General features: G+C 58.5%; 17 protein-coding genes and 2 pseudogenes. 7 read left to right on the top strand and 12 right to left on the bottom strand.

What is annotated here, in order from left to right:
- Nucleotides 1-23: 23 nt before the first annotated feature.
- Together KUF59_RS07400 and KUF59_RS07395 are read right to left on the bottom strand one after the other, a co-directional pair.
- A protein-coding gene (locus KUF59_RS07400; protein ID WP_258769976.1) for an IS3 family transposase occupies nt 24-1,261 on the bottom strand; the annotation gives its coding sequence in 2 pieces (ribosomal slippage) (nt 24-985 and nt 985-1,261; 1,239 coding nt in all).
- 517 nt (nt 1,262-1,778) lie between these two features.
- The gene (locus KUF59_RS07395) at nt 1,779-2,297 is read right to left on the bottom strand and encodes a PleD family two-component system response regulator (RefSeq protein ID WP_258769071.1); all 519 of its coding nucleotides are present in this window, start codon (nt 2,295-2,297) and stop codon (nt 1,779-1,781) included.
- A 1,709-nt stretch (nt 2,298-4,006) separates the two neighbouring features.
- Here KUF59_RS07395 and KUF59_RS07390 point away from each other — a divergent pair.
- A complete protein-coding gene (locus tag KUF59_RS07390) occupies nt 4,007-4,411 on the top strand; it encodes a helix-turn-helix domain-containing protein (protein WP_258769070.1) in 405 nt (134 codons plus the stop codon).
- A 14-nt stretch (nt 4,412-4,425) separates the two neighbouring features.
- Here the strand turns inward: KUF59_RS07390 and KUF59_RS07385 are convergent, their stop codons facing one another.
- A complete protein-coding gene (locus KUF59_RS07385) occupies nt 4,426-5,181 on the bottom strand; it encodes an enoyl-CoA hydratase/isomerase family protein (protein ID WP_258769069.1) in 756 nt (251 codons plus the stop codon).
- A gap of 182 nt (nt 5,182-5,363) precedes the next feature.
- On the opposite strand from KUF59_RS07385, the gene KUF59_RS44295 reads away from it, so the two are divergent.
- From KUF59_RS44295 to KUF59_RS07370, 5 genes and pseudogenes are all read left to right on the top strand, one after another.
- A complete protein-coding gene (locus tag KUF59_RS44295) occupies nt 5,364-5,903 on the top strand; it encodes a DUF2889 domain-containing protein (RefSeq protein WP_408918077.1) in 540 nt (179 codons plus the stop codon).
- Nucleotides 5,904-6,389: 486 nt separating this feature from the next.
- Nucleotides 6,390-7,620: pseudogene (istA, locus tag KUF59_RS07380) on the top strand (IS21 family transposase); the annotation flags it as partial.
- Nucleotides 7,621-7,687: 67 nt separating this feature from the next.
- Entirely contained in the window at nt 7,688-8,356 is a 669-nt protein-coding gene (locus tag KUF59_RS07375; protein WP_309500946.1) for an ATP-binding protein, read from the top strand.
- On the top strand, nt 8,265-8,456 hold the full coding sequence (locus KUF59_RS44025; RefSeq protein ID WP_309500945.1) for an ATP-binding protein: 192 nt from the start codon (nt 8,265-8,267) through the stop codon (nt 8,454-8,456). The genes KUF59_RS07375 and KUF59_RS44025 overlap by 92 nt, the downstream gene beginning before the upstream one ends.
- A 796-nt stretch (nt 8,457-9,252) precedes the next feature.
- Nucleotides 9,253-10,373: pseudogene (locus KUF59_RS07370) on the top strand (IS3 family transposase); the annotation flags it as partial.
- Between the two features lie 189 nt (nt 10,374-10,562).
- On the opposite strand, the gene KUF59_RS07365 reads toward KUF59_RS07370, so the two are convergent.
- Nucleotides 10,563-11,366 carry a group II intron maturase-specific domain-containing protein gene (locus KUF59_RS07365; RefSeq protein WP_258769068.1) on the bottom strand — a complete coding sequence of 268 codons (804 nt, stop codon included), beginning with the start codon at nt 11,364-11,366 and terminating at the stop codon, nt 10,563-10,565.
- Nucleotides 11,367-11,901: 535 nt separating this feature from the next.
- Here KUF59_RS07365 and KUF59_RS44515 point away from each other — a divergent pair.
- A complete protein-coding gene (locus KUF59_RS44515; RefSeq protein ID WP_258769067.1) occupies nt 11,902-14,133 on the top strand; it encodes a recombinase family protein in 2,232 nt (743 codons plus the stop codon).
- A 1,133-nt stretch (nt 14,134-15,266) separates the two neighbouring features.
- Here the strand turns inward: KUF59_RS44515 and pruA are convergent.
- The 8 genes from pruA to KUF59_RS07315 form a co-directional block, all read right to left on the bottom strand.
- Nucleotides 15,267-16,913: an L-glutamate gamma-semialdehyde dehydrogenase gene (gene pruA, locus KUF59_RS07350; RefSeq protein WP_258769066.1), complete on the bottom strand. Its 1,647-nt coding sequence runs from the start codon at nt 16,911-16,913 to the stop codon at nt 15,267-15,269.
- 48 nt (nt 16,914-16,961) lie between these two features.
- Complete coding sequence (locus KUF59_RS07345) at nt 16,962-19,343, bottom strand: AMP-binding protein (RefSeq protein ID WP_258769065.1); 2,382 nt, start codon at nt 19,341-19,343, stop codon at nt 16,962-16,964.
- A gap of 58 nt (nt 19,344-19,401) precedes the next feature.
- Nucleotides 19,402-20,460, bottom strand: a complete 1,059-nt coding sequence (locus tag KUF59_RS07340) for an ABC transporter substrate-binding protein (protein WP_258769064.1) — start codon at nt 20,458-20,460, stop codon at nt 19,402-19,404.
- Between the two features lie 850 nt (nt 20,461-21,310).
- Entirely contained in the window at nt 21,311-21,856 is a 546-nt protein-coding gene (locus KUF59_RS07335; protein WP_258769063.1) for a hypothetical protein, read from the bottom strand.
- 260 nt (nt 21,857-22,116) lie between these two features.
- Entirely contained in the window at nt 22,117-23,826 is a 1,710-nt protein-coding gene (locus tag KUF59_RS07330; protein ID WP_258769062.1) for a serine hydrolase domain-containing protein, read from the bottom strand.
- 370 nt (nt 23,827-24,196) lie between these two features.
- The gene (locus KUF59_RS07325; RefSeq protein ID WP_258769060.1) at nt 24,197-24,379 is read right to left on the bottom strand and encodes a hypothetical protein; all 183 of its coding nucleotides are present in this window, start codon (nt 24,377-24,379) and stop codon (nt 24,197-24,199) included.
- Nucleotides 24,376-25,320, bottom strand: coding sequence for an extracellular solute-binding protein (locus tag KUF59_RS07320; RefSeq protein WP_258769059.1), 945 nt, complete (start codon nt 25,318-25,320; stop codon nt 24,376-24,378). Before KUF59_RS07320 ends, KUF59_RS07325 begins: the two co-directional genes overlap by 4 nt.
- Nucleotides 25,321-25,347: 27 nt before the next feature.
- On the bottom strand, nt 25,348-26,193 hold the full coding sequence (locus KUF59_RS07315) for an IclR family transcriptional regulator (protein WP_258769057.1): 846 nt from the start codon (nt 26,191-26,193) through the stop codon (nt 25,348-25,350).
- Nucleotides 26,194-26,323: the final 130 nt, after the last annotated feature.

The following is a 26,323-nucleotide window of genomic DNA, read 5'->3' as shown; positions in this document are numbered from 1 at the left end:
TGACCGCTCCTGATCCCTTTCTATCACGCTGCCAGAGACTCTGTCTGCTGCAGTTGCTGTGGGCATGTGGTCAACGCGTCAGCGTTGTCCACCATGTCCACAGCCTTCGCCGCCTGCATCCGTTCGCGCCAGACCGCCATCGGCGTGCGATAGTCATGCGCCTGATGAAGGCGACGATCGTTGTAGAAGGCGATCCAGCTCGCGACCCCTGCCTTGACCTCGCGGCCGTCGGCATAGCCCTTGAGATAGATGTCCTCATGCTTGAGCGACCGCCACAACCGCTCGATGAAGACGTTATCCATCCAACGACCGCGGCCATCCATGGAGATCTTGATCCCTGCGCCCGCCAACGCGCCGGTGAAGGCCGCACTGGTGAACTGGCTGCTTGGTCGGTGTTGTCGCGACGATGCTTCGCATCGCGCTGAAATCTCCGGCGTGCCGTACTTCGCCAGCGCCTCTTCCAGAGCCGCCACGCAGAACGAGACGTCCATCGTGTTCGACAACCGCCACGCCAGAACCGCACGGCTCGCCCAGTCGATGATGGCGACGAGATAAAGAAAGCCGCGGCCGATGGGCAGATACGTGATGTCGGCCGCCCATACCTGGTTTGGCCGGTCGATCGTCAAGTTGCGCAACAGATAGGGATAGATCTTGTGGCCCGGCGCTGGCCTCGTCGTGTTCGGCCTTGGTCCCAGCGCCGCGATGCCCATCTTGCGCATCAACCGCTGCACGCGCTTGCGATTGACCTGAAGCCCCTCAGCCTTCAGCATCGCGGTCATTCGCCGCGAGCCCAGGAACGGCCAGGCGGTGAACAGCTCGTCGATCCGCCGCATCAGGGCAAGGTCGTTGTCGTTGGCCGGCCGTGGCGGCCGGTAGACCCCAGAGCGCGCGATGCCAAGCAACATGCATTGCCGGCGGATCGACAGCGCCATGTCGGCGCGATCGGGCATTCCTCGACAGTCCGGCACGCTCATCTTCCGGACCTCCGCGCTAAAAAATCGCGATCGACTGTCAGTTGTCCAATCTTGGCGTGCAGCTTCTCGATCTCGCGTTCGCGAGCCTCCTCACTCTCCCGCCCGACACCCGCGTCAAAGGCCCGCGCCGCCTGTTCCAGCAGCTGCTTGTTCCAGGCATAGATCTGGTTCGGGTGAATCTCATAGCGCTGGGCCAGATCGGCCACCGTCGCCCGCTCCCGCACCGCTTCCAGCGCGATCTTTGCCTTCAGTGCCGCGTCGATCTTGCGTCTCGTCTTCGTCGTCATCATGCGCTGTGTCTATCAAACGGAGCGGCCCCTTCCAACTAAGCACGTGGTCCCAAAATCGGGGTCCATTTCAGCTCCGAATAGGAGCCAAGCTAATCTATTTACCGCTTCAGCCTTGACTCTACGTCCGCAGCTTCTACGCGGCAGCTCAGCAGGCCCCATGCATTCTCAAATTGACGGCAATGCGCCCTGCGCAGCCACAGCGGTTCTCCTTCGAGATCGCTCTAAGGTGGTCTTGACGACATTCGAAAAGACGCTCTAAACGGTGCAGGCAAGCTCAGTGACAATCGGTCCAAGCGTACTCTCGGCGCTTCTTGGCCATTCATCGCGGGCCGGGGCAACTCCCTACGGAAGAAATAACCCCGTCGCGTTGACCAACCAGGGGCCTATGATCGAGATATCGGTCGCCGCATACTTTTCATCTGCAACAACAAAGATGACAACAGATCCTGCGAAGCTCTCGCTTGAGCTCGCCAATATTGGTGATTGAACGCACCGAGGCGTATTCGTCGGTGAACTACTTCAAATTTTGAGCGAGATCAGTGATCGCTGCTCCCAAAAGCACGGCCGATGTTTCGAGCTCCAGTTCCGACACCTCAGCTTCCGCATAGCGGAGCAGGTCAAGAATACTCAACAGCTGCGTTTTTCGTGTGCCGTCGACCATATCTTGACCGTCATCGGCGTTAAGCTTCCCTTTGTTGCCACGCGCGATTTGTCGATTTGGGACCCCGGCGATTCTGGCCTCAGTATGTTTGTTGCGAAGGGTAGAAGAAGGGCTGTGGAACATGTTGCAGCCCAACGAGATAATGAATATCGGAATGCTCCTCGTCGAGCGGTTCTCGAGAAGGCGTTCGCAGGTCTCCAATGCCTTTCGTATTGGGGCGGATACAACCAGGATGATATCCGGCCGATGCTCGACGGCCATGGCGATAGCCCGCTCAAATCCGGCCCTGATCATATAAGTCTCGGATTGATCGATAGCTTGCGATAAGCCATTGAAGTAAGGCCTCGCGGCCACTACTAGCGCCGTTGGCATGCAACGCTCCTTCGACCGAGTGCGCTCAACAAAAATTGAGTTTCTGCCCGGTAATGAACTACATTTCGTTAGCGCTCTTTGCAGGCGCGAACTGCTTTCGGTCCCTCATGCGCGGCCTTGATCTCCTTCCGATCGTCAAACCTGCGGGTGTCATCGGCAAAAGGACTTTGGAGAGTTCACAAGATCGCTGATTTCGTGTTTTCGCGTTATGGATATAGATTGCGCCGCCTTTCTCGATCCGGTCGTGGTCAGGTGATGAATACGATACAAAGGGAATCTAATCGCCTACCAATTCTGGCGAAGCTCGCAATCGCACTCGTTTACAGATTCGCTCAATGACCATGACTCACAAACTGGAGACATTGGGCCAGTTCCTGGCGCCGCTCTCGTTGATGTGAGATCTTACCGTTGTCGTTCCGCTGGGTACGACGGAACGACATGTTATGACAGTGCGCCATGGCCAAGGCGCTCCTACCATTGAGTGGCTGGTTCGCGGTGAAACACACCGAGAATTTTATCGGCTGCCGCAAGTCCTTCGGCCCGCAATTGATCGAGCGGTAGCTTTTCAAGAAGGGCTTGAGCTTGGCGAACGCTTGCTCGTTTCGGTCCACGTCGCCGAGTATTGAGCAAGAAGTGTTTGCTCCTGCCGAGCGGATGAACTGGGGCGCGACTTTGATTTACATTGGGCTTTCGAAACACCATGAGCGTCTCAATGCGGTCATTGCGGAATGCCGTAAGCAATGTTTTCCTGCAGTGAGAGGGGAGCCCTCTGACCGCGGGCGCACCGCCTAGCAATACCGTCAACGATGCTGGTTAGCTCTCATAGATGACTCGTTCACGCTCCACGACATTCCGCTTTCGTCGGAACGATCTCGCCAATCACCATTCTTTTTTGAATGTCTCGGCATGGACGAAGCAAGCGGCAGTCAACCTATAGGCCACGCTCAGGGAGTCCGCGACCAAGCAGCGCTGATGTGGCGCTTGATGTTAGGCAACCTAGATGAGATTCTCTCCGAAAATCACCTGCCTATACCCCGCCCGGCATCGCGACCACACCAAAGTTTCCCAATTGATCTGGCAGAGCGGAGGTGAGTGAGTCATTTGCTGCCGCAGCTCTACGGTCCAGCGGCCGTCGGTCCCGATCACGTCCGCGCTCTCACTCGAGTCGCAATAGCTCGCGAGCTGCCAAACCGCGCTCGGTATCGGAGCGTAGTGCGGCGCTGCAGAGGAGATGCGTAATCGCGGCAAGGTGTTGATCATGATCGGCCATAACCTCGAACGTGATGCCTCGCTTGCCCGAAGAGGTTGTCAAAAGAATGATGAAGTGGTTAAATGCTGCATGTGACGATAGGCTCAGGCCTGGAGCCGGAGGAACTTGTGTCTTGCTGCGGTCCGACTCGGCGCTAGCGGAGTGTTTCGCTTGAACTTAGGCGAGACGCTGCGTCGAGAGCCGGATGGGACGCCAGCAGCGCACTTGGTTAAACAACGCCCGGGCGAAGAGACGGTGTAAAAGTGCCTTGCGCCTCGAACCTAAAGCCGAGCGCGATCGACTATCTGGCCATTCGCGGTGAGATGCGCCGAAATTGCTCATCGAATCGGTCAGCCGAGCCCTCGCAGCGCTTATCAGGTAACAGGCGTAGGTTGAGGGAAATGTGCGAGATGTTATGATGTATCGTTGACTGTAAACAAGTAGAGGCCCGGACTTAATTGTGAGATACAACGATCTTGATGCGAGAATTGGCCAACGCATTCGAAACCAGCGAAAGCGAATCGGCCTCAGTCAGAAAGAACTCGCTAGTCGTCTAGATATAGTTTTTCAGCAGCTGCAAAAACATGAGAAAGGTATAAGCAGAGTGCCGGCCAGCCGGCTCTTCGAAATCGCCCAGGCGCTGAACACACCCATATCGGATTTCTACGAAATCGATGAACGAGAGTCGTCGCGACGAACGTCGCCAGTGTCCGAAATTTCTACATTAGTGGGAGCGCAAAAGGGCAAGTTGGCGAAGCAGGTGCTTGAGCTCGTCACGGCTTTCATGAAGATCAAAGATGAGAGTGCTCGAGCGGATATTATTTCATTGGTTGCAAAACTATCGAAATCGAACGCAAGGAGATAGTGCTTGTCGCCGCTTCAGTTATCGCCCAGAACGCGTTTAAAATGTTTATCGGCAGCCCCGCTCGCAAAGCCGGCAACATGCGCTTCCTTTGCGTCCGTCGCTATGTTGCGTAAACCAGCAATGAACCGCTGATTTACCGATTCTTTCGTTCGTCGAAAAGTGATCTCGGGAAATTCACTGAGAACCTGCGCGCGCGCGATAGCCGTATCCACAAGATCCGCCGACTTTACCACCTCGTGAAGCAATTTGCGGTCGGCCGCCCACGAAATCGGAATGGTCTCGCACCCGTAAATGATATCAGCCATCGCCGCTCGACCAACGAAACTCTCTAGCATATAGCCGCCAATCGTGCAGGCGAGCCCGTGCTTCAATTCCCACATAAGCAGCTTGGTTTCGGGCGATCCGACGCGCCAATCGCAAGATAGCGCGACCTGAAAGCCTATGCCTACTGCGTATCCGCCGACGGCGGCAACCGTCGGCTTCGTGACGCTCAATATCGTTGAATAGAAATCAATCAAGCCATCGATAAATCGCTCAACGGCCTCTCGCCCGGAGAGCCGGGCCACCTCGGTAAAATCACCACCGGCGCAAAACGAGCGATCATTACCTCCTGTCAATACCAAAGCCCGTATCGCTGGATTATTCTCAGTCTCGCGACACACGGAGCGTATGGCTTTCTCGAGTTCTAGACTCATCGGGTTGCTAACGTTGGCATGATTGAATTGTGCAACTAAAACCGCGCCTCGGGCTTCCGTTTCCAAGATCGCCATCGTGCCTCCTATCAGTCGCTTGCATCCGTTACAGCAAGACCCTCACCTTTAGTAGGTGTACACCCAAAAGGAGAGCTTGTCAAACAAATACAACACCTATAATTAGAATATTATCCTTGCAAAGTGTCACCGGTACGGCAACATGCGCCGCAGCTACAGGATGGAAATGAAGGGAAGGTCCGATGCCGCTTACGGCTGCTGTTGAGCGAGGAGTCCTGCATCGCCGCACTATCGAAGTCGTGGGTTATTGTCGCCAAGACCAATTATGGGACGTCGAGGCTCACTTGACCGACTCAAAGACCAATACGTACGCCAATCCTTGGCGCGAGGTGCTCCCCGGGGAACTGGTGCACGATATGTGGCTGCGGCTTACCGTCGATGCTAGCTTTACAATCCGCGCACTTGACGTCGCAAGCGATAAGAGCCCTTATCCTGCGTGCCCGCAAGCAACGAGCGCGTTTGCTCGGCTCGTGGGTCTCACGATAGAGCCCGGTTGGAAAAAGAAGCTCAAAGAACAGGTCGGTGGCGCTGCGGGGTGCATTCACCTCGCTGAACTTCTAGGTCCCATTGGGTCGGTAATGTTCCAGACCATTCTGCCGCTGTTGTATGATAAGGGAGCATTCGAGAAGCACCCTCGCCCCGGGTTGATTGATAGTTGCTACGCTTACCGGCGGAGCGGCGAAGTCGTAAAGCGATTTTGGCCAAACTTGCCCGCTGAATGATTGCTGTACTGGCGCTTGCAATGTGAGCGGGCTTTCTCCTGCGGTACCCTTTACTCACGTTTGGAGAATCAGGCCGCGGAACGTCGACCTCGATCTTCCATGCAATCGTCGAGACAATTTGCGTCACCATGCAAGCTGTCGGCCCGTCGTGCGGCAGGCTTGGGTTTCCATGAAGAGCTGCCGGCCTAAGGATCGTAGGGCGAGCCGCCTAGCCTCGGACTGGTCGCTCCGGGGTGTGGGGCGGTGGACCAAGCCGTCAAGTTTACCATCGTGACATTGTTGAGATCATGCATTGCGGGGGCACGGAGGGCGCGGTTATGCGGGTGAAGGTGCGCCAGCTAAAGTCCCTGACGGTCGGTCAAAATCCCCCGGGTGAGGTCACCTCAAACTCCCCCACCTGATTCCGCCTGGCTGGGCGGCTGATCGGCCGCAAAGCGCGTAGCAGGACGTTTATTTTCGCCCCTTTAGGGAAGAGGGGACGGGGAGTTGAACGTCTTGAAGCCGCATCTGCAAAGCACCGTATTTACGTTACTTGAGCGCCAGACGAGCCAACGAGAGATCCAGCGGCTGACGGGGATCGACCGCAAGACGATCCGGCGCTACCAGGCGATTTTCGTGTCCCCGCGAGCGGCGGAGGCAAATTCCCCGGGGTGACCGCCGGCTCCGAGGCCGCGGATGGCCAAACTCCCCCACCTCCGCGACCGCCGGCTATCGACGCGAAGGTGGCCGCCAAGACGTTTGATTTCGCCCGCTCAGCGTGTGAACCGCATCGGGAATGGATCGAGCAGCAGGTCCGTCTGAAGCGCAATGCGCAGGCGATCTACCAGGATCTGGTTGACCAGTTCGGGCCAGCTACGAGAGCGTCAAGCGTTTCGTGCGCGCCTTGCGCCACATCGATCCCAAACAGTTTGACCGTCTCGAGTCTGCCCCCGGCGAGGAAGCCCAGGTCGATTATGGTGAAGGCGCGCTGACCCGTGATCCGAAGAGCGGTCGTTACCGCCGACCGCGCCTGTTCGTGATGACCCTGCGCTACTCGCGGCGTAGCTTCCGGCGGGTGGTCTGGAAGTCGAGCCAGCAGATCTGGGCACGGCTCCACGAAGAGGCTTTTCGATATTTTGGCGGCGCCGTCGGCTATGTCGTGCTCGATAATCTCAAGGAAGGCGTCATCACGCCCGACCTGTACGAGCCCGAGCTCAACCGGCTCTACGGCGCAGTGCTCGCGCATTACGGCGTCGTCGCCGATCCGGCACGGGTGCGGGACCCGAACCGCAAGGGGACCGTGGAGAACGCGATCCAGCACACCCAGGGCACCGCGCTCGCCGGGCGGCGCTTCGAGACACTCGAGGCTCAGAACAGCTTTCTGGAGCACTGGGAGGCGAACTGGGCTTCCAAGCGCATTCATGGCAGCACAAGGCGTCAGGTCGAGGCCATGTTCCAGGAGGAGAAGCCGCATCTGCGGCCATTGCCCGCGACCGGCTTCCGTTACTTCTCCGAGCTCGTGCGCACCGTCTACGACGACACCACCGTGCGGGTGGATCACAGCGACTATGCCGCGCGCCCCGCGCCGATCGGTAGCCAGGTTGTGGTACGCCTTTACGAGACCACGATCGAGATCCGCGACCGCAGCACCCAGGCGCTGCTGCGCGTTCATGCCCGCGCCGCGCACCAAGCCGCGCTCGCGTCGTCTCCGCAATCCCGGCCAGCTCCGACGACGCGAGCGCTCCCGCCGAGACCTTGATTGCCAATCAACTCTGCCTTTCAACCTCCACAGGAGATCATTCGGAATGACCATGACCTTGCCAGAAATCGATCGCTGCCTACGACAGTTGCGGCTATCGGGCATACGCGACACACTCGAGACACGTGTCCTGCAAGCCCAAGACGCCAGCCAACCGTTCCTCGAGACCTTCTGCCTGCTCCTGCAGGACGAACTCGACCGTCGTCAGTCCCGTCTCATCGCTCGCCGCTACGAGCAATCCTGGCTTGAAGAGAAGCTCACGCTCGCGGAGTTCGACTGGTCCTTCAATCCCAAACTGCCGCGTCAGGCCTGCTTCCAGCTACATGCGCTGAAGTTTGTCGCCGTCGGTGAAAACGCTCTGTTCATTGGCAAGCCCGGCACTGGAAAATCGCACGTGGCCAAGGCCGTCGCCTACCAGGCCATCCTGCAAGGCCTCAAGGTCCAGTATCTCGAGGCCGATGACTTCTTCAACCGTTACGCCCTCAGCCCCGCCGCTCAGCGCGAAGCTCGACTGCGGAGCATCTTTGACTGCGATCTGCTTGTGCTTGACGATCTGTTCCTCGCTCGCACCATCCCGACGAAGCCGGCGCTTTTTGCAAAATCTGATCCATCAACGCTACAAATTGCAGCGCAGCGTCATCGTCACGTCCAATCGCGTCGTGCAGGATTGGGGCGCTTATCTCCGCGACAACACCATGAGCACGACGATCCTTGACCGCCTTATGCACCATTGTCATCTGCTCGAGTTCGACGGCTGCAGCTACCGCCTCAAGGAAGCCGCCGAAGCCCTTGCACGCAAAACCCGGTCAACCTAATAACCTCTTTGTCCTGCTCCACAAGTGGGGGAGTTTGCGCGACCACAGGTGGGGGAATTTGAAGTGACCGTCCGGGAAGGCAGCCGATATGTGAGGCAAAAGAAGCTGCGCCGGCTCTCCGGCAAATCTAAGTTCGAAGGCCATCCGCGATGTCACATTCAAGCGCACTGCCCCGGAGCGATCCCTCAAGGAGCGGCGCATCGAGATCGACTCCAACACCGTCGAGCGGACGATCCGGCCGCAAACCACCACATCCGTTCTTCGCGGCCAGCCATGTCGGCGGCTGGACCTGGACAATCCATCGCCGCACTTCGGCAGACCGCGAAGATGTATGACACCGATCCGCATGCCTGGAACGGATCGGGCAAGGCTCGCCGAATTCTCAGATCGATGCCCGCATGCCTGCGAACTTTAAGCCCTGAGGCTCTCAGCTTCACGCTGACTCTTGAGAAAGCAAGAGCTGGGTTCATTTTCGTGCCGTCTGCCTATGATCTGGTCCAATTGCACAAACTCTTGGCTTTCCAAGACGTCGTTGCGGGCCTTGAGGCCTAAACGCTACGTTCACCCGAGGTGACGGGGGCGCCGCACGTTCCTATCGAGGTTTGCGCCGGATGGGCCGGCGCCCAGCCTCAAGCAGGTGGAGCGGAATTTCGATTGCAGTAGCCGAAGGACTGCGCGGCGATGAGGTTCGTAATTCAGAATAATCGCCAATCGCGCTGATCAGTGAAATGGACCCGATTTTGGGACCACGTGCTTAGTTGGAAGGGGCCGCTCCGTTTGATAGACACAGCGCATGATGACGACGAAGACGAGACGCAAGATCGACGCGGCACTGAAGGCAAAGATCGCGCTGGAAGCGGTGCGGGAGCGGGCGACGGTGGCCGATCTGGCCCAGCGCTATGAGATTCACCCGAACCAGATCTATGCCTGGAACAAGCAACTGCTGGAACAGGCGGCGCGGGCCTTTGACGCGGGTGTCGGGCGGGAGAGTGAGGAGGCTCGCGAACGCGAGATCGAGAAGCTGCACGCCAAGATTGGACAACTGACAGTCGATCGCGATTTTTTAGCGCGGAGGTCCGGAAGATGAGCGTGCCGGACTGTCGAGGAATGCCCGATCGCGCCGACATGGCGCTGTCGATCCGCCGGCAATGCATGTTGCTTGGCATCGCGCGCTCTGGGGTCTACCGGCCGCCACGGCCGGCCAACGACAACGACCTTGCCCTGATGCGGCGGATCGACGAGCTGTTCACCGCCTGGCCGTTCCTGGGCTCGCGGCGAATGACCGCGATGCTGAAGGCTGAGGGGCTTCAGGTCAATCGCAAGCGCGTGCAGCGGTTGATGCGCAAGATGGGCATCGCGGCGCTGGGACCAAGGCCGAACACGACGAGGCCAGCGCCGGGCCACAAGATCTATCCCTATCTGTTGCGCAACTTGACGATCGACCGGCCAAACCAGGTATGGGCGGCCGACATCACGTATCTGCCCATCGGCCGCGGCTTTCTTTATCTCGTCGCCATCATCGACTGGGCGAGCCGTGCGGTTCTGGCGTGGCGGTTGTCGAACACGATGGACGTCTCGTTCTGCGTGGCGGCTCTGGAAGAGGCGCTGGCGAAGTACGGCACGCCGGAGATTTCAGCGCGATGCGAAGCATCGTCGCGACAACACCGACCAAGCAGCCAGTTCACCAGTGCGGCCTTCACCGGCGCGTTGGCGGGCGCAGGGATCAAGATCTCCATGGATGGCCGCGGTCGTTGGATGGATAACGTCTTCATCGAGCGGTTGTGGCGGTCGCTCAAGCATGAGGACATCTATCTCAAGGGCTATGCCGACGGCCGCGAGGTCAAGGCAGGGGTCGCGAGCTGGATCGCCTTCTACAACGATCGTCGCCTTCATCAGGCGCATGACTATCGCACGCCGATGGCGGTCTGGCGCGAACGGATGCAGGCGGCGAAGGCTGTGGACATGGTGGACAACGCTGACGCGTTGACCACATGCCCACAGCAACTGCAGCATGCCTGGCGCACAGATTGGGATAGGGGGACGTCTCGCGACGCCGCCCCTCCCACACCACCGGACATACGGGTCCGTATCCGGCGGTTCGGCGGATTATGCACGTCGCTGTGCCATGACGGAGGCCAATCCGAGTGAGGCGAAGAAGTTGTTTGGCATGGCGATGGTGAGCGCGGGGCTGTTCGCGAGCCGCCAAGGGCCATGTGGGCTTCCGGCGGTTCTCGCCGCCCGGTGCCGGCCGACGCCGCGGCGTCGCAGCTGCGCATAACGAGTGCTTCCGCGCTTCCATTGCTTCCAGACGATGGCGCGCAACCGCCGCCTGAGCCATTGGTCAAGGTCGCGCAATACCGATGGGGTTTGGCAGAAGCCAAAGTAGCTGCGCCATCCGATCAGATAGACAGACAACTCCTTGACAATCTGCGCAAGGCTTCGGCCACGCGTGCGCCGCGTCAGCGCCCGAACTTTCGCCTTGAAGCGGGCGAGCGCCTGCGGCGCAATGCGACGCCGCGGCTCCGTTCCGCTACTAATACTAAAGCTGAAGCCCAGGAACTTGCGGACGCTCGGTTTGGCGACCGCGCTCTTTGCTTTGTTGACCTTCAGCTTGAGGCGCTTTTCTAGGAATCGTTCGATGCTGACCAGCACTCGTTCGCCTGCCCGCTGACTGCGCACATAGATGTTGCAGTCATCGGTATAGCGGACAGAGCGGTGGCCGCGCTTCTCCAGTTCCTTGTCCAGCACATCCAGCATCAGATTCGACAACAGCGGCGAGAGCGGACCTCCTTGCGGCATGCCCTCTTCCGTCGGACTGACCAGCCCTCCTTCCATTGCACCCGCGTTCAAGAACCCACGGATGAGTTTCAGGAGACGCTTGTCAGCGACCCGCTTGGCAACCAGCCCCATCAGGATGTCATGGTTGACCCGGTCGAAAGACTACTCGACAGACTACCCACCACCGCGCTCATCATCTCGACGACTATCCCGATCAGGTGACCATCGTTCGGTCGCGCCATCCCTTTGAGGGATCTGCGCTTAATGTGCTTGGCTGGTGTCATCGACGCGGCGAACTTCATCTGACGCTTGTACTGCCCGATGGTACCCGTGCCCTTGTACCGGCCGCGTGGACAGATCTGCCTATCGCACAACATTTACCGCCTGCAAGCCCGCAATGCGCTCGAGCGGCATTCCTGGCTTCCCACGCCGAGCTGCTGCACGCCCGGACGATCGCCGACGCTTTGCTGCGGCAATTGGATGCCGCGCATACTGTCCTGCCACCGGAATCGGAGGACAGCCATGCAGCAGCTAAGCTTTCTCGACCTACCACCTCAGCACGGTGCCGTACCCGTATGGGAGGCCCTCGATAAAGAACAGCGCGCACATCTCGTGCTGCGACTCGCCCGACTAATCGCCCGAGCAATCGCCACTGCCGGAGACCACAATGATGAACGAACTGAGCAAGATCACCGCTGAGCACCTACGCCGATGCGCAATCGTCTACGTGCGTCAGTCCAGTACGACGCAGGTCGAGCATAATCGCGAGTCCGCTGCCCGTCAGTACGAGTTAGCCGAACGCGCCGGGCGGCTTGGTTGGCGACGCGATCAGGTGAAGGTCATCGATGAGGACCTCGGTGTTTCCGGTTCCGGCCTTTCCGAGCGCATCGGCTTCGCGCGTATGACCGCGGAGGTCGGCCTCGGCCAGGTTGGCATCGTGCTCGGCTTGGAAGTCTCGCGACTAGCGCGCAATAATGCTGATTGGTACCGTCTGCTCGATCTATGTGGCCTGACCCACACACTCATCGGTGATGGAGATGGGATTTATCATCCGGGCTTGTTCAATGACCGCCTGGTGCTCGGGCTCAAAGGTACGATGTCAGAGGCAGAGCTGCATGTGCTGCGTGCGCGGCTGCTTGGTGGCATCCGCAACAAGGCCGCACGCGGAGAACTGCACCGCGGGTTGCCGGTGGGTCTAGTACGGGGCGACGCCGACGGGGAGGTGCTGTTGCATCCTGACGAGTCGGTGCAAGCCGCGATCCATGCTGTCTTCGACCGCTTTGCCGAATTCGGATCGGCACGACGCGTGTGGCTGTGGTTCCGCTCGCAAGGCCTGCGCTTTCCGCTGCACTCCAACAGCCTTGTCGATCTCCGCTGGGTCGCCCCAACTTACACAAAGATCCACCAGGTCCTCACCAACCCGTTCTATGCCGGCGTTTATGTGTATGGCCGCACCCAGCAGACATGCTATCTCGATGCGGGCGGTCGAATCCGAAAGCGCATCAGACAACGCGACCGCGAGCAGTGGCCGGTGTTCATTCGTGACCATCATGCCGGATACATCGATTGGAATACCTTCGAGGCGAACCAGAAGCGCCTGGCGCAGAACATCCGTCCTCGACCGCACCGGAGCGGGGGTGCCGTGAGAGAAGGCGCAGCACTCCTGCAAGGCCTCGCCGTATGCGGACACTGCGGTCGGCGCCTGGCCGTACACTACAGCGGCCGGTTCGCGGCGCCCGGATATCACTGCGCCGGCAAGAACATCGTCAACGGCCGGGGCGAGTACTGCCTCAACATCGGCGGTGTGCAGATCGATGCGGCTGTCGCCGAAGCGTTCCTTGCGGCTCTCGCGCCCGCAGGCCTGGAAGCCTCGCTCCAGGCGATCGAGCAATTCGACGCCGATCACGAGACGACTCTCGCGCAGTTCCGTCGCGACGTCGAGCGTGCCCGCTACAACGCGCAACGCGCCGAGCGACGCTATCGCGCCGTGGACCCGGAGAATAGACTCGTCGCGCGTGGACTCGAAGCAGAATGGGAAAGCGCTCTGCTGGAACTGAAGACTGCCGAATCCGAACTCTCGGACCGCGAACATGCCCGACCGCGCTCGCTTACGCACGAAGAACGCGACGCGATCCTTGCACTCGGTAAAGACCTCAAGCGTATCTGGTTCGCTCCCACGACGAGCGATCGCGATCGCAAGGAGTTACTCCGCACGCTGCTCGACGATGTCACCTTGAGAGCCGAGCGCGATAAATACAACGCTCACCTGACGCTGCGTTGGCGCGGCGGTCTCTTCAGTGGAGTTACTGTCCCATTGCCACACTCGCATCCATCGCCGATCCGCACCGCCGACGATACGATCGATCTGCTGCGGCGACTGGCTGCACATTATCCCGACACCAAGATCGCCGGCATCCTCAATCGCCAAGGCCGTACAACGGCCACAGGACTGTCGTTTACGGCAAATCGTGTGTCGAGCCTGCGGACGCACTGGGAGATCCCGTGCTTCGAGCCGAAACAGCAAGCGCAGGACGGCGAGTGCATGACGATCGAGAAAGCAGCACGCGCTCTCGGGATCGCACCCTCTACTTTGCATCGCTGCCTCAACGATGGCTTCATTGCCGGAGAGCAGATCACACCTGGCGCGCCGTGGCGCATCCGTATCAATGACGAGTTGCGGTCGCGCTTTGTGGAGAGCGCGCCCGAAGGTTACGTGAAGATGTTCAAGGCCATGAATCTACTCGGCGTCTCGCGGCAAACCATCTTGCAACGTGTAAAGCGCGGCGAGCTTAAGGCCGTTCACGTCTATCGCGGACGGGCAAAAGGCATACGAATTCAAGTACCTGCAGTTGCTCCGGACCTCTTCGACCCTCTCAAAAAAACTGAAGGTGTAGTATGACGCAACATCCAAGAACTTTTCCAAGTCGATATCCACGACAGTGGCGTGCCCAGACGAGATATACGCCTGTGCCCGTTCCACCGCCTGATGTGCCGAACGCCCCGGCCGGAAGCCGAAGCTCGTTTCGGAGAACGTCCCGTCCCAGTCCGCCTGCAGCACCTGCATCACCACCTGCTGGACGAAGCGGTCGAGCACCGTCGGAATGCCGAGCAGCCGCATGCCGCCCAACGCCTTCGGTATCTCCACTCGCCGCACCGGCCGCGGTTTGTAGGTGCCCTCAAGTAACTGGGCCCGGATCGTAGGCCAGTGCTCTTTCAGGTAGGCCGGCAGCTCGCCGACGGTCATCCCGTCGGCGCCCGCCGAACCCTTGTTGCGCTTCACTTGCGCCAACGCTTTCTTCAGATTCTCACGCTCGATTACTGCTTCCATCGATGGTCCTGCGACCGCCGGGCGTTCGAGACTAGCCGTCGCCGTGCTTGCTCCAGTCTCTCGGACGGCGGCGCTTTGGGCTTCACCCTGCGCTCCGGTGTCCGAGTTCAGCTCAACCTGATTCTTCTGCCGCATGGCTTGCACGAGATCGACTGCTCTACCAACCACTTCCACCGTTCGGGCCTTCGGCGGCGCGCTGCCGCCTACTTTGCCCTCTGCTGACTTCTGCGCTGCGGTCAGGCCGCCTCGCGGCGCCCTCAGTCCCGTTGCCGAGACACAGCGCAGACCTCCCGAGGTAAGATCGACCGCCTTCTCTGCACACCCGCCGGATCTACCACCCCGACCCTTGATGGCTGTGGACTTCGCGATCATTTGCTCGCTCGTCCGGCCGGGTAGGCCTCGTATCCGGTTCTTGTTTATCGGGTCGCGGATTTGCTCCACGCTTTCTTAAGACCCCACCTCGCGATGACGCCCTTGCGCTTCGCTAACCCTACGCCACCATCAGGCTGGGTAGAGGACTTCCTCCTCCAAGCTGTCGTTCATACTCGGCACACAAAAAATGGCCGCCCCACGTGGGGCGGCCAGTGATCGTTCGTCGCGGGAGGAACCGTACGACGAACACGAGATCAACATCTTAAAATTTGGCGATGCCTGCCCGCTTAGCCGACCGCATTTAGAACTCGAACTCGCGGAATCCCGGTGAGCTAGGGAAGCTCCGATTGATATGGATAGCGATAATCGGTCGGCGGAACGAACGTCTCCTTGAGAGTCCTGGGCGAGGTCCACCTGATCAAGTTCCAGACCGATCCCGCCTTATCGTTGGTGCCTGACATCCTTCCACCTCCGAAGGGCTGTTGGCCAACAACAGCTCCGGTTGGCTTGTCATTGATGTAGAAATTTCCGGCTGCATTACGAAGTCCCGCCGACGCAAGCTCTATGCTCCGGCGATCGTTCGAGAATATCGAGCCGGTCAGACCATAGGCGCATGAGCGATCGATCCGCTGAATGATGTCCTCGAAGTCCTGGTCGCGGTAGATAAAGGCGGTGACGATCGGACCAAAATACTCTTCGCGGAGCAGCGGAGACTCGAGATTGTCTGTTTCAAGTAGAGTGGGTGCCACGAAATATCCGGTCCGCTTGTCTCCAGTCGCTCCCGCAATGACCTTCGTTCGCGGGCTTGCCTTCACCTCCTCGAACACCGCCATGTGCTTGCGCCAAGCCTTCTCGTCGATGACGGCTCCCATGAAATTACTGAAGTCGGCGACATCACCAACCCTGATGGTGGCGATTTCATCGCGAAGCAGCGCTTTCAACGTCGGCCAGAGCGAGGCCGGTATGAAAATGCGAGATGCCGCCGAGCATTTCTGACCTTGATACTCATATCCACCACGCAGGATGGCCGCAGCCAAGGTGGCCACGTCGGCACTCGAATGGGCGAGCACAAAGTTCTTTCCGCCAGTCTCTCCTACGATCCTTGGATAGCCCCGGTAACGGTCCACGTTTTGTCCAACCGTTCTTAGCAAGCTATTGAAGACGGTGGTTGAGCCGGTGAAATGAACCCCGGCGAGCTCGGCATGCCCGAGTGCGATCTTGGCGATCTCCGCCCCGTCGCCATAGACGAGGTTAATGACGCCGTCCGGAAGGCCGGCTTCGCGCAGCAGCTGCATGACCAGGTGAGCGGAGTATTTCGCGGTTGCCGCAGGCTTCCATACAACGGTGTTGCCCATCAAGGCGGGGGCGCTCGGCAAGTTTCCGGCAATTGCCGTGAAGTTGAAGGGCGTCACCGCAAAAACGAAGCCTTCAAGCGGGCGATAATCCACCTGGTTCCAAGTGCCTTCCGGTGAGTGCGGCTGCTCGCGGTAAATACGGAGCATGAACTCCACGTTGAACCGCCAGAAATCGATGAGCTCCGCGGCCGCGTCGATTTCCGCCTGGTGGATCGTCTTGGATTGCCCCAGCATGGTTGCGGCGTTTAAACGGTCGCGCCATGGCCCAGATAAAAGATCTGCGGCTCTAAGGAAGACGGCTGCTCGTTGCGCCCACGACCACCGCGACCAGTCCGCTGAGACCCGCGTGGCCGCGTCAATGGCTGCATTGACATCATCGACGGACGCGAGATGCGCTTGCCCAAGCACGTGTTGATGGCGGTGCGGCATGACCGCAGCCTCGAGCACACCTGTGCGCCGCTCCACTCCATCGATCACGAGCGGCAGCTCGCTTGTCTCGCTCATGATCTGGGACAACGTGGCGCGGATGGCAGCGCGCTCGCGCGTGCCGGGGGCGTAATCGCGCACTGTCTCGTTGCGCGGCAGCGGTGCGCGAGCAATTGTGGAACGGACAAAAGGGGTCATGTTAGCTTCTCGAGTTCGAAAGAGATGGTTCGCCAAGCTCGCTGAAGACTAAACGTGCCCTTTGCGGGCGCGACGCACGGCAAAAAAGTCGCGCATTGCGGCCTGAGGTTCGCCGGTGTTGAACGCCTCGATCTGCCCTTCGCTCGCGAGCACCCAGGCCCTGTCGTATTCGGCTGCATTTGCACGGCAAAGGTATTCTTTCGTAATGCGAAACGCTTCCGGTGGTTTGCTGGCGAGATCGAGGGCCAAAGAAACTGCAAACGGCAGCACGCTCTTCTCTTCGACTAGATGATGAATCAGCCCAAGCCGATGGCATTCGTTCGCATCCATCATGCGGCCGGTAACCGCGAGCTCAGCGGTCCGCGATCGACCGAGGCTTTCTTTCATTAGACAAGGTCCGAGGATACTCGGAATTCCCGAATTAACTTCCGGTTGGCCCATCTGCACACCGCGATGAGCAACCACGATGTCCATCAGCATGGTGATCTGGAAACCGGAACCGGCAGCAAGCCCATTCAGCGCAGCCACCATGGGCTTCGGCATCCCCCGCACGGCGTCATAAAAGCGCTTCAACCGCTGCAGCCAGTTCTTCGTATGAGCATCACGTGCGAACCGCTCGGTTTCAGCAAAATCCTGCCCGGCGCAAAATGCCCTACTTCCCGTTCCGGTGAAAATCAGCGCGCGAACCTGCTTATCGGTGGCGGCCCGGTCCAGAACTTCGCACAAGGTGTCTCGCATCCCGCTCGTCCAGGCGTTGAGCTGCTCTGGGCGGTTTAGTCGGAGGACGAGGACACCGCCCTGTAGCTCGGTTTGAATTTCGTTCGCTTCCGTGTTCGAAGCCCCCTGTAACGGCACGGGTCTAGCCTCGTACGTCTTCAGGCCGCCGTTCTTCTCGTTCGACTTCTCCACGTCCCAGCTAGTGGACAGATCCTTCGATAAATCGTTCTTCCGGATCCGCTGAGTCGGCCCCCTCGGAAACTCTTCCACGAAGTCGAAGTATCGCGGAACCTGATAATAGGCGAGCTCGCGCTGGCACCATTGCAAGAGATCGACTGGATCAGGGACTGTACCTGCCACCAGCTTCACGAAAGCCCTGATGTCTTGCTCGCCCATCTCGGAACTAACGCCAACGATCGCCGACTCCTCGACCGCAGGATGCGCGTTGATGACCCGTTCGACTTCCCAAGCCGACACGTTTTCTCCGCGTCGTCTGAGGCTGTCCTTCTTACGGCCCGAGTAATAGAAGAACCCGTCGTCATCCTGGTAGCCGAGATCTCCGGTATAGACGCAGCCGTCGCGTAGTACTTCAGAAGTCAACTTCGGAGCCTGGAAATACCCCTGCATCACAATTCGCGAAACTTTAGGGCGCACCACGATTTCACCGACAGTGCCATTGGGAAGCCTCTCGCCGTTTTCTCCTGCAATCCACGATTCAAATTCCTCGGCGGGTTTTCCGATGGATCCCACACGACCCTCTAGGTTGAGATGGGTGAAGTTTTGCGCCTCCGACAGCCCATAGCCTTCGCGAACCGCGACTCCGAAGCGGTCCTCGAAAAGTCGCCAGTTTTGACGGGGAGCTCCACCGCCCCAAGCGACCCGAATTGAATTTTCTCTATCGTCGGGTCGCCGAGGTTGCTTCAGCAGGATATTCATCGCGCCGCCGAGATAGTGCAGGATTGTCGCTCCAGACTGCCTGATCTGGTCCCAGCATTTGGAACCGCTGAAGCGCTCGACGAGAGCGACGGATGCCCCGTGCTGCAGCGCCATCGTGACGCTCATCCATCCGGCAATATGATAGAATGGCTCCCAAACGAAGAGCACATCGTCTGACCTCACGTCCGCGAGGACTGCTGCATTTTTCGCGCCTACCTGGAAGTAGCGCTCCGTCATGAGCACGCCCTTGGGACCGCCGGTCGTTCCGGAGGTGTAGCCAATCGTGTGCACACGATCGAGAGTGGCCGGGAATGGCTCACCTATTGAGGCCGTCACCGGGATTGCGAGAGGCACGAAGGGCGGTTTTAGATTGGCTCCTTCTGCCCCTCTGACCAACACCTTGGGGTTGACGAAGCGAATTTCCTCGAGCGCCGCGCTCGCCTGGCCCAGGAATTGTGAATCGACGATGAAGAACTGGGGCTCGGCATCGTTCAGCTGCAATTGGATCCCGCCCCGCTTCAGATGTGTACTGAACTCCACGCTGATCGCGCCGATCCAAGCAAGCGCCAGGTAGATGATGACATGCTCTACATGGTTTGCCATCATGACAGCCACGCGATTTTCCGGCTTGATACCGAGCTCTCGCAGCACGCGAGATGCCGAGCTGACCCGGACCTGTAGCTCGCGAAAATCAATTGATTCGCGATCAAACCTTAGAAAGACTTTCTCAGGTTGCTCTTGCGCCTGCTTCTGAATGAGCTCGTGAAGGGTAAGCATCGGGCCTTTATCGGTGTAATGTCAGTTTCGGGCTACAGGTCGACAGGGACGACAGCGACTAGGTGAGTATCCACTCCTTGAAGCGCTTATCGACGGCCACGAAATGGTCACGCCAATACTCGTCGCTGACAAAAACATTCTTCGAGTTGTTGCTTGTGTCAGGAATCCAGCGTCGAGCCTCCTCGCTCAACCTCGTCTCGGCGCCTTTGGTCACTGGAATGACATAAAGCTTGTTCGCCATCAGCGCCTGCTGCTCGGGCCGCGTGATGAATTCGAGGAAGCGCATCGCAGCTTCCTTGCGCGGACAGCCCCTCGGAATCGCATAGTAGTTCATCGCGCTGATGCACTGCGCGAGGGAGAAGTCGATCGAAACACCGGAATCTTTTGCTGCTTTCACCCTGTTTGCATAAGTGTAGGTGTAGTCGACCTCGCCGGTTTGAATCAAGGTGATGCCCTGCGCCGTCTGGTCGAACCACTTCTTTACGTGAGGCTTGATCGCATCCAGCGCCTTGAACCCACGATCGATATCCAGCGGGTAGAGCTTAGATGCAGGGACTCCGTCAGCCAACAAGGCCAACTCGATCGTTTCACTTGCGCGGCTGCGTAGACCTCTCGGTCCCGGAAACTTCTTCGCATCCCATAAGTCAGTGAAGTTGATTGCCGGATTTTTCGTCCTGACCGGATCATAGGCGATACCACCCGCATAGATGAACGTTGGTACCAGCACGTCAGCAACTCGTTGCACAAACCTGTCGGGATCGATCACTTGAGATTCAATGGGCTCCCACAGGTTATCCTTGATCCCGGCATAAGCCGTGGCACCTACCGCGTCGAAAACGTCCCATTCAACGCTCTTGTTGTCGACCTGCGCCTTGACCTTCGCAAGGTCCGGGCCACTGACATATTGGACAGCGATGCCTGTTTCGGCCGTGAACGGCTTGATCCAGTATTCCTTGGCGAAATCGCCATAACTGCCGCCAAAGCTGACAAAGGAGATTGTAGTCGCACCTAATGCCTTGCGACTGACGAACGGCGCGCCGGAGAAGGCCAGCGCCAACCCGATGCTTGCGCCCCGGCCCAGGAAATTTCTACGGCTTAGGGAATGATGCTGCTTCATTGGCGCCGGCCTCATCAACACGGTGTATTGGAATGCAATAATGCATATTGTTAATCGACACGCAACTGTTTTGTGCCGTCGCCCCACTCAGCGCCCTGCACCGCGATTAGATCAAGCCATCGCCGTGGAACCATTGCAGCTCGTCTTGCGATCGGGAATGCGTACCCATTCGGGCAGCCAAGGTCGAAGTCTCAACGAGCATCCCGGACTATTCGACGATCCCGCCGGCAAAGTAGAGAACAGTGTTTCACTCGCCGGCTTTTGGAATTAATCCTTGGTCCACGTCCCGTGGATCTTCATCTTGACCATTATCGCTGTTGACAGGTTTTCGGCTGTCCTGAACGAGATGGGGCTGAACTGGGAGTGAACTTGTGCAGCAACCATCCGAAGATGTAATCGTCAGAAGTCACAAAGTTTTCTATCTCTCCCCCGAGGATCGGGATCATCCGCGGTATGGCCACATCGAGATCAACGCCCGCCGTCTTGCAATCAGCTTTTAGCTTGGCGGCCTCCGCTACGCTAACGATTCCGCGTCCATCCGCGACGACGAGTACCGGGCATCTCAAATGTCGCGCGATTTGGGAGCGCCGGGCAGATACGACATGCTCGTCCATGACTCCTGCAGTTGTCGTCATCCAGCTGATAGAAGCCAGGGTCCGCGCAAAATTCCAGAGGCCGCCATCACAGACCGCCGCGGCAACGCGCCGATCGGACACGGCAAGTTGGGTTGCTAGAGCAGCCGACAACCCATCTCCGTACACGCCAATCCGAGCAGCATCGATGTCGGGACGAGCCGCGAGATAGTCCACGCAACAAGACAGCAAGACTTCTGATTGGCCATACGGATGGTTTAGATGTCCTCGTGAGAAATAAGAAGAAGCGACATGCTCCGGCCCATCACGACCGGTGAGAGTCTCCCAAGTAGCGCAACCCCGGTTTCTTCTTCTCTGCTGATGCAAATGACCGTGGGGGTGCATATACCCGTGGTCGCAGCTGGCAAATAGTAGGCCGGAAGTTCGGGTTCATCGCAGCAAGGAATGTGTGTTCGCTCTATCTTCCGCTCCAGGGATGATCCGAACCTCTGGATGCCGAGCGCGACTTCGGCCGAAATGTCTTGAGCTTGAGGATCATCTCCGTCATTTATGCGGTTGGCAACCTCGAGGGCCGTTAGCGCACAAAGCCAAGCCTCGACCGCCTCTTTGAACACTCTTTTCTTGAGATTCAAGTCAGCTGCCTGGCAGTGAGCGTCCGCAATCCTCCGCCATGTCGCGCCCCATTTCCGTCGACTTATCGCCCAGAGGTTGTGATCCGCGGGCAAATTGTCTAGGAACAGTGCGGCGCTTCTCCGCGTGGAGGCAAGATCGCCGCTCACCTGGCCCCAATCAGCGTACTCCATACGATGGGCCCCCTTTTCGTGCAGATCCTCACCCCACTCGGTATTCGGCAAGCTGCTCCGCTGTGGATCTATTTCAATGTGAATCCAACCTGGGGTCCGCTCTCGCTGTCGTATGGGCGAGTGGGAAAGACCTGCAAGTTAGGCAGAAGATCCGAATCTATGGCAGGGGTACGCTTCGTAATCGTCATGATGCTCGTCAGCCTCGCTGCCAGGGCGTCACGTTGGTATGCACACGAACCAGCATCATCTGCATGATGCCGCTATATTCTATCGAACCTCCACAGGTCTGGGCGGCCGGAAATATTGAGGCACCGAGGCACGCCATCTTGGAGCCCGAGGAAGCGAATGCGCTCGCACGGAGCATCCGTGCTGTGCCAGTAATCGCCGTTGCGCTCCAAGCTAGTCTTGCCAGGCTGAAAGCCGTAGCGCTCAAGCACGAGGCATCCTTTCTGGACCACGATCGAGGCGGCCCAGACCCTCGGATCCTCGCTGACGTAAAGGCCTTGGAGAGCCAATAGCTCTGGCGGCACGATCGGTTGCGGCACTGGAGCACCGCGCCCGTAGAGTGTCGGGCCAAACCAGGCCCCGGTGACGGCACCGCCGCCGCGCTCGAAGTCGAACAAGTGGCGCCCGTATCGCGGATGATCGGATTGAAAGCCGCCTCTGCGTGCTGCATGTAGCCGCCCTTCGCGGTCGTCGGCAACAATAGACAAGCGACCAGTTCGGGCTACCAGCTGAAACTGGTTGCCCTCGGGCCCAAAATAGGTCCCGGCGTAACTCTCCGCTGCTTCGACATGGTCCGAGGCGGCCGCATCGGGAGAGGTTGGGGCTGCCCCGCCTTCTCGCGAGTGGCGCAATAGCTTACACGCATATCTTACGAGACCGGACGGATCGTAGTCAGTGGCCAGCAAGTTCACGTTCGCGAAGCAGCCGACGCCTGAGACAGGATCGATCATCAAGTGCGAACTAAATCCGAGCATTGATCCGCCGTGCTGAAGCACGGCGTGACCGTCAAGGTCACTCGCCTGTAGACCGCTTGCGTGCCCAAAGCCCTCCGAGCCTGGGTCGGTGACAACTGGCGTGGCGAAGCGTCTCGCGGTTGCGTCTGAGAAAAGAGGTGCGCCGCGGCCCTGCCCGACAGCAAGTAGGTATTTGACATAGTGCGCCATGGCATCGGCAGTCGCGCCGATACAGCTGGCGGGATTTGTCCAATTGACCCAGGGCACCTGCCCGACCGGCATTCGAGTCAGCGCCGGCCCAAGAAAGAAGTCTAGCGGTGAATAGCCAATGGCGTAATGCGCGCGCTCACTCGCCTGAATTGCTTCCCTCAGGCCGGCAGCACTGATACCGAGCGGCCTGGTGACCAGCTCGCGCAGCGCTACCGGGTAGGGTTTACCAGTGACCTTCTCGACCAGCATCCCAAGGAGCTCATAGCCGGTGTTGCTGTACGAGTACCTGGAGCCGGGCGCGAAACCCGTCCACAGCCGTTCACCTGGCACACGAGGAAAGGCCGCCGGCGCATCGACAGGCAGGCCCGAGGTGTGGCTCAATACCTGCTGCAGGCAAATGGGCTCGGCAGGCAGCGGGGCGTCGGGGAGGTAGGACGACAATGGTGCGTCTAGGTCGATTTCACCCTCGTCCGCGAGCCGATAAACGCAGAGCGCGGCGAACGACTTGCTAATCGAGCCAATTTGGAACAGGTGCCCTGGATCTACCGGAAGCTGACGATCCTTGTCAGCCCAGCCGAGGGTCCCCACGGCCGCAAAGCCCTCGCCATCAACAAGACAGAATGTCAGGCCCGGTAACTCAAGCGCGGCAAGTTCATTTCTTGCATGAGCGACGAACTTGTCGATTGCAGACGCATATACATGCCCCGATGCTCCTGCGGACCGAACGCATATCTTGAGATTATTGGCCGCGTCTGGATCTTGGTTGAGTGCAGCAACTTTCTGTAGAGCTTCTCTATCCACTGTGTGATCCTTCTTTAGCGGAATGGCCGACCAAGATGAAATTCAAAACAAGCTCGGCGCTGAATGCCCAGCATTGATATGATGGAAGTCGCCATTGCCAAAGCCGAAGGTCATCGTGCCCATGTCGACGCACCTCCCATAGTGATCACTCCGTCCGCGACGCAAGCGATTGTGCTTGGATTTGGGTTGGCGATACACCACTCCTCCCAGCCACCCTCGCTGAGAGGACATTGCTGGGCCGTTGCGCGATCCCGAGAATAACTGAGCCTTCGAGATTGACGCCAGTAACTCTCTTGAACAGACCCATTCTCGCGCTCGGTGTTCCTTGGTGAGCTCGCCAAGTGTAAGTATGGAATCTCGATCTGCGCGATCAGGTAAGGATCCATTCCTTGAAGCGCTTATCGAGGTTGACGAAACGATCGCGCCAGTAGTCGTTGTTGACGAGTACGTTCTTCCGGTTCTTCAAATCGGGCATCCAGCGGCGAGCCTCGCCGTTCAGCTTTGTCTCGGCACCGATGGTCACAGGAACGACGAAAAGCTTATTCGCCATCATGGCCTGCTGCTCAGCCGCGTGACGTATTCGAGAAAGCGCATCGCCGCGCCCTTACGAGGACCACCCCTTGGGATCGTGTAATAGCTTCTCGAGCTAATGCACTGATCGAAGGAGAAATCAATCGAAACGCCCGAGGCCTTCGCCGCCTTCACCCTGTTGGCGAAAGTGTAGGTATAATCCGCCTCCTTCGTTTGAATGAGCGTAATACCCTGGGCCGTCGCTTCATACCATTGCTTGACGTGGGGCTTGATCGCATCCAGCAACTTGAAGCCACGGTCAATATCAAGCGGATAGAGCGCGGAAGCGGGAACGCCACCAGCGAGGAGCGCGCGCTCGAGATTTTCACTTACCGTGTTGCTCAAGCCTCTCGGGCCAGGAAAAGATCCGACGTCCCACAACTGCGCAAAGTCCCTCGCGGGACTCTTTGTTCGAGCAGGATCGTAGCCGATGCCTCCCGTGTAGATGAAACTCGGCACCAGCGCGCTGTTATCAGGCTGCTGTACGAACCTGCTTGGATCGAGTACCTGGGGATCAACCCCGGCATAAGCAACAGATCCGGTGGCATCGAAAACGTCCCATTCAACGCTCTTGTTGTCGACCTGCGCCTTGACCTTCGCAAGGTCCGGCCCGTTGACATACTGGACGGAGATGCCCGTCTCAGCGGTAAAGGGCTTGATCCAGTACTCCTGGACAAAGTCGCCGTAACTACCGCCGTAGCTGGCAAACGAAATTGCAGTGGCGCCGAAGGCTCTTCGACTAAAGACGTACGGTGCGCTGCAAGCAGCGAGCGCCGCCCCGATTTTGGCCGTGCAGCGTAGGAATTTCCTTCGGTCTATGGCCGGCCACTCATTCTGCGCATTTTCCCTCGACACACTGTATTGTAATGCAATATGATATATTTTTCGCAAGGGCAATAGCGTTTCACTACGTGCTGCGCGCAACGTTGTCTGACTGAAGTGTAAAGGGGTCTAATAGGCGCCCATCGAAAGGGAAACTTTTCGCGCGGCCTCGATGGTCACTGGGACGAGCTTTTCGCGGGCCTCTTGGACGGTCATGCGGCTCTCGGGCACCGAGAGGCTCACTGCACCGAGAACAGTCTTAGAGCCGTCGATAACGGCTGCTGCTATCGAGATATCGCCGTAAAAATACTGCGACTGCGTCAGGACAAAGCCTTCACTTGCTGCCTTTTCGAGCAGTTTCCGCATCTCGCTGGGATCGCTGACAGACCGATCGGTGTACTGGTGATATTTCGTCGTCCGGATCACCTGGTCCCTCTGCTTCGGATCGAGGCGCGACACGATCGCTCGGCCCGTCGCACTGTAAAGCGCTGGCATACGAAAGCCGACCTGGATGTTCATCGTTACAACATGTTCGCCCGGAATACGAGAGACGAGAATGATATCAGTTCCGTCGAGAACCATGAGGTTGACGGTTTCTCTGGTTTTTTCATGCGCTTCCACCAGGAAAGGCTGCGCTCGCTCAATCAGGCCGTCGCTGTAGGTGTAAGCATAGGCAAACTCTAACAGCCTAGGAGATAAAGAGTATTGCTTGGTTTCGTCGTCCTTTCTCACCAAGCCGAGCTGATGAAGAGTGTACAGAAAACGCTGTGCAGCACTCTTGTCGAGTCCCGTCAGGCGCGTAATTGCCGCCAGTGTCAAGCGTGGACGCTCCCGGCTAAACGCGTTCAGCACCGACACGGCCTTCTGAATCGAATTCACAAAAAGCGAACTGTCGGCACCTTTTTCACGGTGAACGCGCGCCTTGGCGGCACTCTTAGGTGTCCTCTTCGGAGAAGGCTTTGAATTCTTTTGCAAGTTTGGGTGCTCCGACATCAGCTTGGATCTCGCATCGCCCTTCGAGAATGTCAATCGTAGTCAAGCTTTTCTGACAACCTACTGACGCTAACGCAACTTGAGCGCTGGCAAAGCATCAAGCAACACATCT

The organism is Bradyrhizobium arachidis (assembly GCF_024758505.1).
GTDB classification, from domain to species: domain Bacteria; phylum Pseudomonadota; class Alphaproteobacteria; order Rhizobiales; family Xanthobacteraceae; genus Bradyrhizobium; species Bradyrhizobium manausense_C.
The sequence above is the reverse complement of the archived record's forward strand: the minus strand, read 5'-3'. Positions and strand labels throughout refer to the sequence as shown.